Origin of the sequence: Kribbella sp. NPDC048928, from assembly GCF_043197975.1 — a bacterium.
Classification (GTDB): Bacteria; Actinomycetota; Actinomycetes; order Propionibacteriales; family Kribbellaceae; genus Kribbella.
Map to the genome: position 1 here is coordinate 329,031 of NZ_JBICUC010000009.1, position 14,186 is coordinate 343,216.

General features: G+C 68.5%; 16 protein-coding genes. 7 read left to right on the forward strand and 9 right to left on the reverse strand.

Features of this window, described 5'->3' with window-relative positions; all coding sequences use genetic code 11:
* Positions 1-38 precede the first annotated feature (38 nt).
* The 5 genes from ACGFI6_RS34550 to ACGFI6_RS34570 all read right to left on the reverse strand — a co-directional run bounded on the left by ACGFI6_RS34550 (position 39) and on the right by ACGFI6_RS34570 (position 4,510).
* Entirely contained in the window at positions 39-791 is a 753-nt protein-coding gene (locus tag ACGFI6_RS34550) for a succinate dehydrogenase/fumarate reductase iron-sulfur subunit (protein WP_393126172.1), read from the reverse strand.
* On the reverse strand, positions 788-2,665 hold the full coding sequence (locus ACGFI6_RS34555) for a fumarate reductase/succinate dehydrogenase flavoprotein subunit (RefSeq protein WP_393126174.1): 1,878 nt from the start codon (positions 2,663-2,665) through the stop codon (positions 788-790). The genes ACGFI6_RS34550 and ACGFI6_RS34555 overlap by 4 nt, the downstream gene beginning before the upstream one ends.
* Positions 2,666-2,681: 16 nt before the next feature.
* Positions 2,682-3,482 carry a hypothetical protein gene (locus ACGFI6_RS34560; RefSeq protein ID WP_393126176.1) on the reverse strand — a complete coding sequence of 267 codons (801 nt, stop codon included), beginning with the start codon at positions 3,480-3,482 and terminating at the stop codon, positions 2,682-2,684.
* Positions 3,482-3,775, reverse strand: a complete 294-nt coding sequence (locus ACGFI6_RS34565) for a hypothetical protein (protein WP_393126177.1) — start codon at positions 3,773-3,775, stop codon at positions 3,482-3,484. The genes ACGFI6_RS34560 and ACGFI6_RS34565 overlap by 1 nt, the downstream gene beginning before the upstream one ends.
* A 102-nt stretch (positions 3,776-3,877) precedes the next feature.
* Positions 3,878-4,510 (reverse strand): hypothetical protein, encoded by a 633-nt coding sequence (locus ACGFI6_RS34570; protein WP_393126179.1) that lies wholly within the window; start codon positions 4,508-4,510, stop codon positions 3,878-3,880.
* A gap of 48 nt (positions 4,511-4,558) precedes the next feature.
* Here ACGFI6_RS34570 and ACGFI6_RS34575 point away from each other — a divergent pair, with 48 nt between their 5' ends.
* The 5 genes from ACGFI6_RS34575 to ACGFI6_RS34595 all read left to right on the forward strand — a co-directional run bounded on the left by ACGFI6_RS34575 (position 4,559) and on the right by ACGFI6_RS34595 (position 8,783).
* Entirely contained in the window at positions 4,559-4,927 is a 369-nt protein-coding gene (locus ACGFI6_RS34575) for a (deoxy)nucleoside triphosphate pyrophosphohydrolase (protein ID WP_393126181.1), read from the forward strand.
* 138 nt (positions 4,928-5,065) lie between these two features.
* A complete protein-coding gene (locus tag ACGFI6_RS34580; protein WP_393126183.1) occupies positions 5,066-5,362 on the forward strand; it encodes a LuxR C-terminal-related transcriptional regulator in 297 nt (98 codons plus the stop codon).
* Between the two features lie 47 nt (positions 5,363-5,409).
* Positions 5,410-6,321 (forward strand): N-acetyl-1-D-myo-inositol-2-amino-2-deoxy-alpha-D-glucopyranoside deacetylase, encoded by a 912-nt coding sequence (gene mshB / locus ACGFI6_RS34585; protein ID WP_393126185.1) that lies wholly within the window; start codon positions 5,410-5,412, stop codon positions 6,319-6,321.
* 85 nt (positions 6,322-6,406) lie between these two features.
* Entirely contained in the window at positions 6,407-6,925 is a 519-nt protein-coding gene (locus ACGFI6_RS34590) for a flavin reductase family protein (protein WP_393126188.1), read from the forward strand.
* A 112-nt stretch (positions 6,926-7,037) separates the two neighbouring features.
* Entirely contained in the window at positions 7,038-8,783 is a 1,746-nt protein-coding gene (locus ACGFI6_RS34595) for a VanW family protein (protein WP_393126190.1), read from the forward strand.
* On the opposite strand, the gene ACGFI6_RS34600 is transcribed toward ACGFI6_RS34595, so the two are convergent.
* Positions 8,780-9,217 carry a type II toxin-antitoxin system PemK/MazF family toxin gene (locus ACGFI6_RS34600; protein WP_393126193.1) on the reverse strand — a complete coding sequence of 146 codons (438 nt, stop codon included), beginning with the start codon at positions 9,215-9,217 and terminating at the stop codon, positions 8,780-8,782. The two genes, ACGFI6_RS34595 and ACGFI6_RS34600, sit on opposite strands and share 4 nt — an antisense overlap.
* Positions 9,218-9,271: 54 nt before the next feature.
* Here ACGFI6_RS34600 and ACGFI6_RS34605 point away from each other — a divergent pair, with 54 nt between their 5' ends.
* Positions 9,272-10,636 carry an MFS transporter gene (locus ACGFI6_RS34605; protein ID WP_393126196.1) on the forward strand — a complete coding sequence of 455 codons (1,365 nt, stop codon included), beginning with the start codon at positions 9,272-9,274 and terminating at the stop codon, positions 10,634-10,636.
* On the opposite strand, the gene ACGFI6_RS34610 is transcribed toward ACGFI6_RS34605, so the two are convergent.
* Positions 10,618-11,544, reverse strand: a complete 927-nt coding sequence (locus tag ACGFI6_RS34610; protein ID WP_393126198.1) for a GNAT family N-acetyltransferase — start codon at positions 11,542-11,544, stop codon at positions 10,618-10,620. The two genes, ACGFI6_RS34605 and ACGFI6_RS34610, sit on opposite strands and share 19 nt — an antisense overlap.
* 118 nt (positions 11,545-11,662) lie before the next feature.
* On the opposite strand from ACGFI6_RS34610, the gene fdxA reads away from it, so the two are divergent.
* Positions 11,663-11,989 (forward strand): ferredoxin, encoded by a 327-nt coding sequence (gene fdxA / locus ACGFI6_RS34615; protein ID WP_131285641.1) that lies wholly within the window; start codon positions 11,663-11,665, stop codon positions 11,987-11,989.
* Positions 11,990-12,113: 124 nt separating this feature from the next.
* On the opposite strand, the gene ACGFI6_RS34620 is transcribed toward fdxA, so the two are convergent.
* Together ACGFI6_RS34620 and dapD are read right to left on the reverse strand one after the other, a co-directional pair.
* Positions 12,114-13,091, reverse strand: a complete 978-nt coding sequence (locus ACGFI6_RS34620) for a hypothetical protein (protein WP_393126202.1) — start codon at positions 13,089-13,091, stop codon at positions 12,114-12,116.
* A 124-nt stretch (positions 13,092-13,215) separates the two neighbouring features.
* On the reverse strand, positions 13,216-14,145 hold the full coding sequence (gene dapD / locus ACGFI6_RS34625) for a 2,3,4,5-tetrahydropyridine-2,6-dicarboxylate N-succinyltransferase (protein WP_393126204.1): 930 nt from the start codon (positions 14,143-14,145) through the stop codon (positions 13,216-13,218).
* Positions 14,146-14,186 lie beyond the last annotated feature (41 nt).

Consider the following 14,186-nt stretch of genomic DNA (forward strand, 5'->3'; position numbering starts at 1 on the left):
CCCGGAACCTGGATGGGTTCCGGGCGCTTCGTCGTCGATCAGGCCGGGCGGCGGCGGATCTTGTTGCCGAGCCAGACCAGCGGGTCGTACTTGCGGTCGGCAACGCGTTCCTTCATCGGGATCAGCGCGTTGTCGGTGATCTTGATGTGCTCGGGGCACACCTCGGTGCAGCACTTGGTGATGTTGCAGAAGCCGAGACCGTGCTGGTCCTGGGCCGCGTGCTGCCGGTCGGCGGTGTCGAGCGGGTGCATGTCCAGCTCGGCGATCCGCATCAGGAACCGCGGACCGGAGAAGCTTTCCTTGTTCTCCTCGTGGTCCCGGATCACGTGGCAGGTGTCCTGGCACAGGAAGCACTCGATGCACTTGCGGAACTCCTGCGAGCGCTCCACGTCCTGCTGCTGCATCCGGTACTCACCCGGCTTGAGGTCCGCCGGCGGCTTGAAGGACGGCACCTCGCGGGCCTTCTGGTAGTTGAACGACACGTCGGTGACCAGGTCCCGGATCACCGGGAACGTCCGCATCGGCGTGACCGTGACGACCTCGTCCTCTTCGAACGTGTTCATCCGGCACATGCACATCAGCTTCGGCATGCCGTTGATCTCGGCGCTGCAGGAGCCGCACTTGCCGGCCTTGCAGTTCCACCGCACCGCCATGTCCGGCGTCTGGGTGGCCTGCAGCCGGTGGATGACGTCGAGGACGACCTCGCCCTCGTTCACCTCGACCTCGTAGTCCTTGAGCTCTCCGCCCTCGGAGTCACCGCGCCAGACGCGGAATTTGCCTTGGTAACTCATTTGGCCGGCAGCTCCTCATCCGTCAGGTACTTCTTCAGCTCGTCGAGCTCGAACAGGTCCAGCAGGTCCTCGCGCATCGGGATCTGCTGCTCCTCGGTGACGTTCACCTGGCCCTCGGCGTCGAGCTTGCAGACCAGCAGCTTCTTGCGCCAATCCGCCGACATGCCCGGGTAGTCGTCGCGGGTGTGACCGCCGCGGGACTCCTGCCGCAGCAGGGCGGCACCGGCCACGCACTCGGACACGGTCAGCATGTTCCGCAGGTCGAGCGCCAGGTGCCAGCCCGGGTTGAACTGGCGGTGCCCCTCGACAGTCATCTTCGCGATCCGGCCGCGGAACTCGGCCAGCCGGCCGAGCGCGCGCTCCATCTCCTCTTCCTTGCGGATGATGCCGACCAGGTCGTTCATCGACTGCTGCAGGTCCTGGTGGATCGAGTACGGGTTCTCGCCGCCCTCTAGCTCGAACGGCGCCAGTGCCTCGGCTGCGGCCGAGTCGACCGCCGCCTCGTCGATCTTCGGCCGGTCCTGCAGGCCGTCGACGTACGTCGAGGCGCCCAGGCCGGCTCGCCGCCCGAAGACCAGCAGGTCGGACAGCGAGTTGCCGCCGAGCCGGTTCGAGCCGTGCATGCCGCCGGCCACCTCACCGGCCGCGAACAGACCGGGCACGGTCGACGACGCGGTGTCCGGGTCGACCTCGACGCCACCCATCACGTAGTGGCAGGTCGGACCGACCTCCATCGGCTCCGCGGTGATGTCGACGTCGGCCAGCTCCTTGAACTGGTGGTGCATCGACGGCAGCCGCCGGGTGATCTCCTCGGCCGGAAGCCGGGTCGACACGTCCAGGAAGACACCGCCGTGCGGCGTCCCGCGACCGGCCTTCACCTCGGAGTTGATCGCCCGGGCGACCTCGTCGCGCGGCAGCAGCTCCGGTGGGCGCCGGTTGTTGTCGGCGTCCTTGTACCAGCGGTCGGCCTCTTCTTCGTTGTCCGCGTACTGCGCCCGGAACACGTCCGGGACGTACTCGAACATGAAGCGCTTGCCCTCGGAGTTCTTCAGCACACCGCCGTCACCGCGGACCGACTCGGTGACCAGGATGCCCTTCACCGACGGCGGCCAGACCATGCCGGTCGGGTGGAACTGGATGAACTCCATGTTGATCAGCGTCGCGCCGGCCCGCATCGCCAGCGCGTGCCCGTCACCGGTGTACTCCCAGGAGTTCGAGGTGACCTTGAAGGACTTGCCGACGCCGCCGGTCGCCAGCACGACAGCCGGCGCGTCGAACAGGATGAACCGGCCGGACTCGCGCCAGTACCCGAAGGCACCGGAGATCGCGTCTCCGTCCTTGAGCAGCTCGGTGATCGTGCACTCGGCGTAGACCTTGAGGTTGGCCTCGTAGTCGCCGGTGGCCTCGAAGTCCTCCTGCTGCAGCGAGACGATCTTCTGCTGCAGGGTGCGGATCAGCTCCAGGCCGGTGCGGTCGCCGACGTGCGCGAGCCGCGGGTAGGTGTGACCGCCGAAGTTGCGCTGGCTGATCTTGCCGTCCGGCGTCCGGTCGAACAGCGCGCCGTACGTCTCCAGCTCCCAGATCCGGTCCGGGGCTTCCTTGGCGTGCAGCTCGGCCATCCGCCAGTTGTTCAGGAACTTGCCGCCGCGCATGGTGTCACCGAAGTGCACCTGCCAGTTGTCCTTGGAGTTGGCGTTGCCCATCGAGGCGGCGGCGCCGCCCTCGGCCATTACCGTGTGCGCCTTGCCGAACAGCGACTTGCAGATGATCGCGGTGCGCTTGCCCTGCGCGCGGGCCTCGATCGCCGCGCGCAGACCGGCGCCGCCGGCCCCGATCACGACGACGTCGTAGGAGTGTCGTTCCAGCTCAGTCATGTCTCGAGATTCCCGGTCAGTTGATGATGCGCAGGTCGGAGAACCACCCGGCGGAGACCGCCATGATGTAGAAGTCGGTCAGGATCACGGTGAACAGCGACGTCATCGCGAAAGTGCCGTGCTTCGGGTTCAGCTTGGACACGAAGGTCCAGTACCGGTAGCGCATCGGGTGCTTGGAGAAGTTCTTCAGGCGGCCGCCGACGATGTGCCGGCAGGCGTGGCAGGACAGCGTGTACAGCCACAGGCAGACCAGGTTGACCCAGATGATCACCGTGCCGAGCCCGATGCCGAAGCCGCCGCCGTCGCCGTGGAAGGCCTGGACGCCGTCGTAGACGTTCAGCAGACCGAAGACCAGCGCGCCGTAGAAGAAGTAGCGGTGCAGGTTCAGCGCGATCAGCGGGAACTTCCGCTCACCGGTGTAGTTCTTGTGCGGCTCGGGCACCGCGCACGCGGCCGGCGCGAAGAACAGCGACCGGTAGCCCGCCTTGCGGTAGTAGTAGCAGGTGCCGCGGAAGCCGGCCAGGATCACGAACGTGATCAGGCTGAACGGCAGGAAGCGCGGGAAGTCGCCGAACCAGGTGCCGAGATGGCTGGAGCCCTCGACGCAACTGCTGGTCACACACGGCGAGTACAGCGGTGTCAGGTAGTGGAAGTCACCGACCCAGTACCACTTGTTCATGAAGATCCGGATCGTCGCGTAGACGATGAAGAACAGCAGGATCACGCCGATCCGCAACGGCGCGAGCCACCACTTGTCCGATCTTGCGGTCTTGAGGCCGACCTGTGCGCGGCCGGGTGCGCTTACCCCGGTGGCCATCAGGGAGCGTGCCTGTCAGGCGCGCCGAAGCCTTCATGTTCCGCGTCTGTCCACATGGACGCGTCGTACTCCACGTCGGAAATCTCCTCGAGTTCCTCCGGACCTGGTCCGGGCCTGTGCTTGGGGTCGGGCTGGCCGAGCTCTGCGAGATCGTCGCTCAACCGCGCCACATCGGACACCAGGCGGCGGATCCCGAGGGTGTCACCGTACTCCTGGCCGAGGTTGCCGACGGCAGCGTGTAGCCCTTCGAGCGCGCGAGCGACCGCGGCAACGCTGTTGTTGCCTTCACCCATGCCTACTCCAGTGATGGTTATGTAGCTGTCAGTATGGGCACACTTTGCCCCCGCGAAGCGCCCAACGGAAGACCCGTCGGTACGGCGTGTTCCGGGTTAGGGTTACCTCAGTTGCGACCGTGCCGACGGGTGGAGTAATGGAGCGAATCCGGCCTGCAGGACAAGAAGATTCGCCGCCGGCGTGAGCACCTCGACCTGGTGCAGTCCAGGTGGTTGCCGCGGCGCCTCATATCCCTCCCAGGACCATGGCAGCACCTGCCCGCCGAGCACCAGCGCGGGCCTTCCGTCGAACCGGATCATTGCGCCGTCAGGCAGCTCCGCAAGGTCCTGAACGGTGGTGCGTTGCCGCCTGGTCCGCGAAACGACTCGTTGGTGGTGCAGTACGGCATCCAGCTCGGCCGCCCGTGGGCGTTCGGGAAGACCGTTGGCGGTCGCCCATGCTCCGGCGTACAGCAGGAAATCCCTGCGTCTGCAGTAATGACAGGGGCGGTGGCCGGCGGCGAGCGCGACCGCCTCGTCGAAGAAGAACAGCGCGGTCCAGCGGCCGGGCGGCATCGGATCGCGCCGGACGCCCTTCCACTCAAGGACGCAGCAGATCCACGCCTTCGACCGCCAGCGGGTGCTGCCGAGCGTGCGGTCCGGGCGGTGGATACTGCCGCGGTTGCCCATCAGCAGGCCGCGGCCGGGGTCGGCGACGATCTCCTGGGTGGGCAGAACCCTGTTCTGTAAGGGCATGGGGGCATCGTGCCGCATCCGATGGACAGTTTCTGGCAGAGTCGCGCCATGAGGACCGTCGTGGGAGTGGCAATGGTGGCGGACGGGCGGGTGCTGGCGGCGTACCGGCCGGGACCGGACGGCGGCTGGGAGTTCCCGGGCGGGAAAGTGGAGCCGGGGGAGACCGACGAGCAGGCCGCGGTCCGGGAGATCCGCGAGGAGCTGGACCTGGAGATCAAGGTCGGGGAGTCGCTCGGGCCGGGTGTGGACATCTCGCCCGAGTACCGGCTGCGGGTCTATCGCGCGACGGTCCTGTCCGGCGATCCGGTCCTTCGGGAACACTCCGAACTCCGGTGGTTCGCGGCCGCCGAGCTGGACGAAACGGGCTGGCTGGTCCCGGACCGTCCGTTCGTCGCGAAACTTCGTACCAGCTTGTAAGTGGTAGACATCACACTGCCATCCGGCGCCGTTCGCTCACGCAGCGAAACTGTATGGGTCGTTTGTATGGGTTGTACCTGGCAAGTGGTCCAGTCGCGGGACGAGAATCCTTGCCTGACTCTTGGGGAGGAGTGACCTATGTCGGTGTACCCGGCAGTCCCGGCGGTGTCCAGGATCGACCTCGCGCCGGACGCCGTCTGTGAGGTGTACGAGCTCGGATCGCGCCGGCGCACGCCCGCCGCGGTCCGCGAGCTGACCACCCGCCAGGTGGCCATCGGCCGGATGATGTCGACCGGCGCGAAGGACGCCGCGATCGCCCGCGAGTTCGGGCTGTCGCTGCGGACCGTGCGCTCGGAGATCAGCGCGCTGATCTCCGGCCTGGGCGCGAAGTCGCGGTTCCAGGCGGGCTGTCTGCTCGTCCGCCGCTTCGGCTGAGCCGCCGCGATCCCAGGACTGTCCGAGGGCCGACGTAGGCTTTCGGCATGGTTGAGCTTGCTGAGCGCCGGCTGCTGCTGGTGCACGCCCACCCGGACGACGAGACCATCAACAACGGTGTGACGATGGCGCGCTATGTGGCCGAGGGAGCGCACGTCACCCTGATCACCTGCACCCTCGGCGAGGAGGGCGAGGTCCTGGTCCCCGAGCTCGCGCACCTGGCCGCCGACCAGACCGACGGGCTCGGCCCGCACCGGATCGGCGAGCTGACGAACGCGATGGCCGAGCTCGGTGTCACCGACCACCGCTTCCTCGGTGGCCCGGGCAAGTACCGCGACACCGGGATGATCTACAACGCCGAGGGCAACGCCGACGTCCCGCCGGACACCCGTAAGGACAGCTTCTGGCAGGCCGACCTCGTCGCCGCGGCGAACGATCTGGTCCCGGTCATCCGGGAGCTCCGGCCGCAGGTCCTGGTGACCTACGACGAGTGGGGCAACTACGGTCATCCGGACCACATCAAGGCGCACCGCGTCGCGACCTACGCCGCGGACCTGGCCGCCGCCCGCTCGTACCGGGAGGATCTCGGCCCGGCGTGGGACGTCCCGAAGATCTACTGGACCGCGATGGCCGAGTCCCGGATGCGCGAGCAGTTGCGGGCGCTCCGCGACTCCGGCGACACCACGACCTTCGAGGGCATGGACCCGGACGGCCCGCTGCCGCCGATGATCACCCCGGACCGGCTGATCGACTGCGTCATCGAGGGCGAGGAGTTCCTCGACCGGAAGATGAACGCGATGAAGGCGCACGCCACCCAGATCACCGTCGACGGCCCGTTCTTCGCCCTGTCGAACAACAACGGCAACCAGATCTGGGCCTCCGAGCCGTACCGGCTGGTCAAGGGCACCGCCGCCCCGGACGCGGACGGCCTCGAGCACGACCTGTTCGCCGGCCTGTAGACGGTTTCAGCGGTCCGACTGTGAGGTGACCGTTCCCACACGCTCGGTCGGGGCGAGGCTGTCGCAGTGGGCATAGCCTGCTGACGTGTCCTCGACCGAGCCCAGTGGGAGCGTGCCGCCGGCGGAGTTCCGTGCCGCGCTCGGCCGGTTCGCGTCCGGCATCACGATCATGAGCACGCTGCAGGACGGCGTCGCGCACGCCATGACCGCGAACGCGTTCGGCTCGGTGTCGCTCGATCCGCCGCTGGTCCTCGTCTGCGTCGACAAGGGCGTCCGGATGCACGCCGCCGTACTCGACTGTGGGTACTGGGCGATCTCGGTGCTGGCCGCGGACCAGCAGCCGATCGCGGAGCGGTTCGCCCGGTCCGGGCGGGACCTGTACAGCCAGTTCGACGGGATCGCCACGTCGGCCGGCCCGAAGACCGGCTGCCCGACGGTGGACGGCGCCCAGTCCTGGCTCGAGTGCCGGACCTGGGCGACGTACGACGGGGGAGACCACACGATCGTGGTGGGCGAGGTGCTGAGCCTCGGAACCGGGCATCCGGCCGCTCCGGGAGCGCTGCTCTACTACTCCGGTCACTATCGGGAACTGCCCGGAAACTGAACGTTGTCCGCGGGGCAGCAAGGGGCCGCCCCGAGGGGTGGCCGGGCCTCCCACGTCCCGTAGGATGTGCGCTTGTGCCCTGACCACGGCTCGTGCAGGAGGACTCTTTCCGGTGGGGAGAAAGCAGCTCGCGGGGATCATCGCCGCCGCGGGGCTCGGTGTGATCGTCGTCGGCTACGGCGCGGCGTTCGCGTTTGCCGGTGACAAGATTCCCGGCTCGACGACGGTGCTCGGGGTCCCGATCGGGGGCCTGTCCAAGGACGCCGCGACGGCCAAGCTGACCGCCGGCCTGCAGGACCGGGTGGGCGCACCGATCGCGCTGACCGCGGGCGGGTCGAAGTTCCAGGTCGCGCCGGCCGAGGCCGGACTCTCGGTGGACGTCGACAAGACCGTCGACGCGGCCGGTGCGGGCCGCAGCCTGGCGCCGGGCCGGATCTGGCGGGCGCTCACCGGCGGCGACGCGGTCGACCCGGTGATCGCCAAGGACGAGGCGAAGCTCAAGGCCGCCGTCGAGAAGCTGGCCGGTCAGGTGAACCGCAAGGCAACCGAGGGCACGATCACCTTCAAGGGCACCCAGCCGGTCAAGCACGAGCCGGGCGAGGGCCTGCAGCTGGACACCGCCAAGGCGGCCGGCGCGGTGGTGGCCGCGTACCCCTCGGACGGGAAAGCGAAGGAACTGCCGGTCGGCGTGACCAAGCCGCAGGCCGGGTCCGACGCGATCGACAAGGCCGTCAAGGAGTTCGCGGAGCCGGCCATGTCCGGCCCGGTCCGGCTGACCGTCGGCTCGAAGTCGGTGGATCTGGAGCCGGCCGAGCTGGCCCCGGCGCTGTCGGTCAGCGTCCAGGAGGGCAAGGTCATCCCGGCGCTGAACGTCAAGACGCTGGAGCCGCTGTTCGTGCAGCGGTTCAAGACCCTGGAGACGCTGCCGAAGGACGCGACAGTGCAGATCGTCGGCGCCGCGCCGAAGGTGGTGCCGGCCGTCAACGGCCTGGTCGTGGACCGGACCAAGGTCGGGGCCGCGATCCTGTCCGCCCTGCCGAAGCCGACCGGCGAGCGGCGGGCCGCCGTGCCGCTGACGCCGACCAAGGCGAAGTTCACCACCGAGCAGGCGGCCGCGCTCGGGATCACCCAGAAGATGGGCGAGTTCGAGACCACCTTCCCGCCGGCGACGTACCGCAACGTGAACATCGGCACCGCGGCGGCGCGGATCAACGGCACCCTGCTGAAGCCGAACGAAGAGTTCAGCCTGAACAAGATCGTCGGCGAGCGGACCAAGGAGAACGGGTTCACCGAGGGCACGATCATCAGCGGTGGCAAGTTCAAGGAGGACCTCGGCGGCGGCGTCTCGCAGTCGGCGACGACGACGTTCAACGCGGCGTTCTTCTCCGGGCTGAAGATCGTGGCGCACAAGGCGCACAGCGTCTACATCTCCCGCTACCCGGTCGGCCGCGAGGCGACCGTGGCCTGGCCGACGGTCGACCTGAAGTTCCTCAACGACTCCGGCCACGGCGTCCTGGTGCAGACCATCTTCAAGGCCTCGACGCCGTCCGGCAGCAAGGGCAGCATCAAGGTCGTCATCTGGGGCACCAAGGTCTGGGACATCACTGCCGGTGCGTCCGGCAAGTCGAACGTCCGGCAGCCCAAGGTCATCTACAACACCAAAGCCGACTGCAAGCCGCAGGCGCCGACCCCGGGCTTCGACATCACCGTCTACCGGTACTTCGCGAAGAACGGCGCCCGGCAGAAGACCGAGTCGTTCATGACGAAGTACAACGCCGCCGACGACATCCGCTGCGGCCCCAAGCCCGGCACCACGCCGACCCCGCCCGCAGGCATCACCACCCCACCACCGAGCTAACTGCGGTGTAGTTGGTGGAGGCCGTTCGCGACCTGGTCGAAGAGCGGCTCGTCGATGACGGCGCCCTCGCGGCGGACCTGCTGCGGGTCGATGCGCAGGACGCGGTCCAGCCGGACCTCGCTCGGCCGGTGCTCCTTGTCCCACGGGCCGCTGCCGATGTCGAGCCAGACGCGGCCCCAGCGCGCCTCGTCGGCGGCGTCGCGGTCATGGTCCTTGCTGGTCAGGATGAGGGCCAGCAGGTACGGCTCGTCCCAGCCGACGACGAGCACCGGGCGGTCCTTGCCGCGGTGGTGGTCCTCCTCGAACGGCACCCAGGTCCAGACGATCTCACCCGGATCCGCCACCCCGTCGTCCGGATGCGGCGTGTACTCCACCCGCACCGTCCCCTCGAAGTCCCCCGCATACTCCGGCCGCTCAACCACGTGATCCGCCATAGCCCCGGAGCCTAACCCCCTCACATCTCTGTGGGCTCACACCGTTCTACCGGCGTGCTTACTACTCGTAACCGGGGCGCGGTGCTCGCGGTGTTGCTCACCGGGCAGTTCATGGCCAACATCGACACCGCGGTCGCGAACATCGCCGGCCCGTCGATCGGCTCCGACCTGCACGCTTCGGCCGGGGCGGTGGGTCTGGTCGTCTCCGGGTACGTCGTCGCGTTCGCCGTACTGCTCATCACCGGGGCCCGGCTCGGCGCATCGCTCGGGTACCGACGGACGTTCCTGGCCGGGCTGACCGTGTTCACTGCCGCCTCGCTCGCCTGCGGTCTCGCGCCGGGCATCACCTCACTGGTTGGCGCCCGCTTCGTCCAAGGTGCCGGGGCGGCGCTGATGGTCCCGCAGGTGCTGAGCGGGATCCAGTTGCACTTCCAGGGCCACGATCGGCTCAAGGCGCTCGGGTACTTCTCGATCGCACTGTCCGGTGGGGCGGTGGCCGGTCAGTTGCTCGGTGGCGTCCTGATCGCGGCGGATCTGTTCGGCACCGGCTGGCGCCCGATCTTCCTCGTCAACGTTCCGATCGGCCTCGTGCTCGCCGCGGCCGGCCGTCGCCTGCTCCCGCCGGATCCGCCCGGCCACCGCGATCGCCTGGACCTCGGCGGCGTACTCGCGCTGTCCACAGCCGTCCTGCTCGTGATCGTCCCGCTGTTGCTCGGCTCCGAACGCGGCTGGCCCACCTGGTCCTGGCTGTGCCTGCTGCTCAGCATCCCGGCTCTGATGGTCTTCGAGTACGGCGAACGTCGGACAGCCGCCCGTGGTGGCCGGCCGCTCATCGCGCGGCAGGTGCTCAGCAACCCGTCCGTTCGAGCCGGTCTGCTAGCGCATGGGTGCACGAGTGGCTCGTACTTCGCCCTGCTCTTCGTACTCGCCCTCTACCTCCAGGGCGGTCTGCACAAGGGCCCTGCCTACTCCGGCTTCGCCATGGTCGTCTGGGTCGCGGCCTTCGGTCTCGCTGGACCTGTGCTGCCCAGGCTGCGCAGGGCAGCGCGGTGGATGCCAGTGGTGGGCTGCCTGGTTCTGGCTGTCGGCTACGTGTCCGTACTGACCTACCTGGTCCTGGGCGGTACGACTGGACCACTGCTGTTCGCCCTGCTCGGTGTTGGCGGTCTGGGGCTCGGGATCAGCGCCAACACGCTGATAGGCGCCGTGACGTCCAGCATGTCGGCGGAGTACGCGGCTGACCTGTCCGGCGTCGTGGCGACGAACGCCCAGCTCTCAGGTGCTCTGGGCGTTGCGCTGGCTGGCTCTACGTACGCCGCCCTCGCTGCTGACCCGGGCCGCGCACTGAGCGTCGTACTGGCCGGGTTTGTCGTGCTGACGCTGATCGGGGCACGTGCGGCTCAGCGGTTGGTCAGATAGCGGTACCGGTACGCCTCCTGGTAGCCGAGACGGGTGTACGTCGCCATCGCGGCACCGTTCTCCAGCAGGACCTCGAGATAGGTACGGCGGCCGCCGTCGGGTCCTGCCCAGCGCGCCAGGCCCTGGACGATCGCCGTACCGAGCCCGCGACGCCGGAAGTCCGCGCTGACCCGGATGGCGTCCACACCCAGCCAGTGCCCCGTCATCGACCCACGCCCGACCGCCACCACACGTCCGTCCAGCACTACCGACGCAAACATCGTCTTGGCCGCTTTTTCGAGCACCTGCGGGGCGACCGCTGGCACGGGGCCTTCGAAGGCGGTCGCGTACCACGCGTCATTCGGCCGCTCGGCCACCTGCACCTCGTAGGCAGGCTTGGCGTTCACATGGTCGAGCGTGGTGTGCATGACCAGTACGTCGGACTGCTCCGGGCGGGCGTCGACCCAGCCGAGCGCACGAATCTCCTGGTCCGGGGGACTGCCGACGCGTACCTGTGCCTGTGGGCGGAGGTTGCGCTCCGTGTAGAAGGCGACGGCCCGCTCGAGTGCGTCCGCGACCGGGACGCCGGGGATGCCGGCCGGGAGCAGGGAATTGCCGCGACCTGTCCAGCCGGAGGATGCACGGAGCAACCATTGGCCGATGTGCGCCGTCTCCGCCGCTGGGCGGCCTAGTGCGGCTGTGAGGAAGAGTTGGTCCACGTCGACGGGCCGGAGCGGCATTTCGGGGATCGGTTTGGCCGCTGTCACGTCGCCGGTGGCGATCTCGTGCAGGGTGCTGTCCGCGTGCCGGACGGTGACGAACTCAGAGGTCCACGCCTGCAGGACGCCGATCACGTCGGTCAATCCGCCCGGAATCCGGTGCCGGACGACGACACGGTGGCCGATATCACGGCCACCCAGGCCTGACACGATCCGGACTCCTGGCACAGTGGGCGACGTACTACCGTGATACTAGAGACATCTTGCATCACCGCATCGCAGCACCCCCAACTCAACGCTGCGCTTGCCTGCCATAGGAGGAGTAGCAGTGACCTACGTCATCGCGCAGCCGTGTGTTGACCTGAAGGACCTCGCCTGTGTCGAGGAGTGCCCCGTCGACTGCATCTACGAGGGCAACCGGATGCTGTACATCCACCCCGACGAGTGCGTCGACTGCGGAGCGTGCGAGCCGGTCTGCCCGGTGGAGGCGATCTACTACGAGGACGACACCCCGGAGCAGTGGAAGGACTACTACACCGCGAACGTCGACTTCTTCAACGACCTCGGCTCGCCCGGCGGTGCGTCCAAGATGGGCAAGATCGACAAGGATCACCCGTTCATCGCGGCCCTGCCCCCGCAAGAGCACGACGAGTAAAGAAGAAAGGCGGGAGTGAGGGAGATCGCGGCCCTGCCCCCGCAAGAGCACGACGAGTAGTTACTAGATCACTCAACGTCCGAAGGATGGCGGCTCTGGGGCCGCCGTTCTTCGGACGTTGTGGTTATTGGGCGAGGACGTCGACGTGGACGTGGTCGAGATGGCGGAGGATCTTCGGGTCGCCGGAGCGTTCCGGCGGGGTGTAGTGCCGCCAGCCGGAGTCCGACTGCCCGCCGGCCGTCCAGATCTTGTCGCTGAAGATCACCGTCTTGATGTTCAGCAACTTCGCCCGGGCGACCAGGTACTGCGCCATCGCCCACCCCTTGGTGGTGTTCGCCGTCGAGATCGGCCGCACGAACACGTCCACCGCCCGCCCGTCGTAGTGCGCGGACCCCTCCATGTGCCCGTCCCGGACCCCGCCCGCGGCGTACCCGCCGGTGGACAGCTTCCCGAACGTCCGCAGCAGGTCCTTCCGGACGAGCTCCGCGCGCGGCGTCAGCCCGTTCGCTCCCATCGTCTCCTGCGGTACGTCGCGGGTGTTCACCGTGCAGCTGAACGCGCTCTTCGACTGCCCGGTCAGCGCCGACGCGAGCACCCGCGCATCCGCCTCGTGATCGGCGTACGCCCGCGGGAACGCGCTGCGCTGCACCTTGTCGGCGGCGACCGTGATCTCGAGCTTCTGGTAGTTCTTGATCTTCACCAGCGCGTCGTAGAACTTGCCGGTCGCGTAGTACGGGTCCTGGACCTGCTTCGCGGTACCCCAGCCCTGTGACGGCCGCTGCTGGAACAGCCCGAGCGAGTCGCGGTCCCCGTGCGCGAGGTTCCGCAGATTCGATTCCTGGTACGCGGTGGCGAGCGCGATCGTCGCCGCCCGGGCCGGCAGCCCGCGCCGGACCGCGATCCCGGCGATGATCGCGGCGGACTCGGCCTGCTCGAAGTCGAGCACAACCAGGGTCTCGTTGACCGTCGCCGTGCACTCCTCGGTCGGCGGCAGCAGCGTCCCCACGTGCTTGCCGCCGAGCCAGGCGATCCCGGCCCCGATCGCGAGGCTGAGCACGCCGATGGCACCGACGGCCACCACGGCACCACGCTTCACGGGCATACCGCTCCCAACGTCCGGGGGCGGGGGACAGGTTCCGGTTCGCGGGTCACGAACTGGTTGACGTGCGCAGCCGCACACCGGTTGCCGGATTCATACTTTCGTCCCGGCTCATACTTTCGGATGGTCAGGCGTTGGCGTGCAGTGCTTCATTGAGCGTGATGCCCTGGCCGGTCCGCGGACGCGCCTCGACCGCGCCGGTGACCGAGTTGCGGATGAACAGCAGGCCCGGCTGCCCGGACAGGTCGCGGGCCTTGACCACGGCGCCGTCCGGGAGCGTGACCTTGGTACCGGCAGTCACGTACAGGCCCGCCTCGACCACGCAGTCGTCGCCGAGCGAGATGCCGGTGCCGCCGTTCGCGCCGAGCAGGCAGCGCTTGCCGATCGAGATGACCTGCTTGCCGCCGCCGGACAGGGTGCCCATGATCGACGCGCCCGCGCCGATGTCGCTGCCGTCGTCGACCACGACCCCGGCGACGATCCGGCCCTCGACCATCGACGTTCCGAGCGTGCCGGCGTTGAAGTTCACGAATCCCTCGTGCATGACGGTCGTGCCCTCGGCCAGGTGCGCGCCGAGCCGGACGCGGTCCGCGTCACCGATCCGGACACCGGACGGTACGACGTAGTCCGTCATCCGCGGGAACTTGTCGACGCTCGTCACGCTCAGGTGCTGCCCCGCGGCACGGGTCCGCAGCCGGACGTTCTCGATCTCGTCGACCGGGACCGGGCCGAGCGACGTCCAGGCGTTGTTCGGGAGGGCGGCGAAGATGCCGTCCAGGTTGACGCCGTGCGGGCGGACCAGGCGGTGGCTGAGCAGGTGCAGCCGCAGGTACGCGTCCGCGGTACCGCTCGGGGCGTCGTCGAGCGCGATCTGGGTCTCGACCACCGCACGCCGTACCTGACGGAACTCGTCGGCGCCCTCGGCGGCGATCAGCTCCGCCGGTGCCTTCGCGTCGTCCGGCCGCGACCCGAGCTGGGGCGCCGGGTACCAGACGTCCAGGACGTCGCCGGCGGTCGTAACGGTGGCGAGGCCGAAGCCCCAGGCGTTGTCAGTCATATGGACACCCTAATTCGGCGGCGACCTGGCGACTGTGCGTG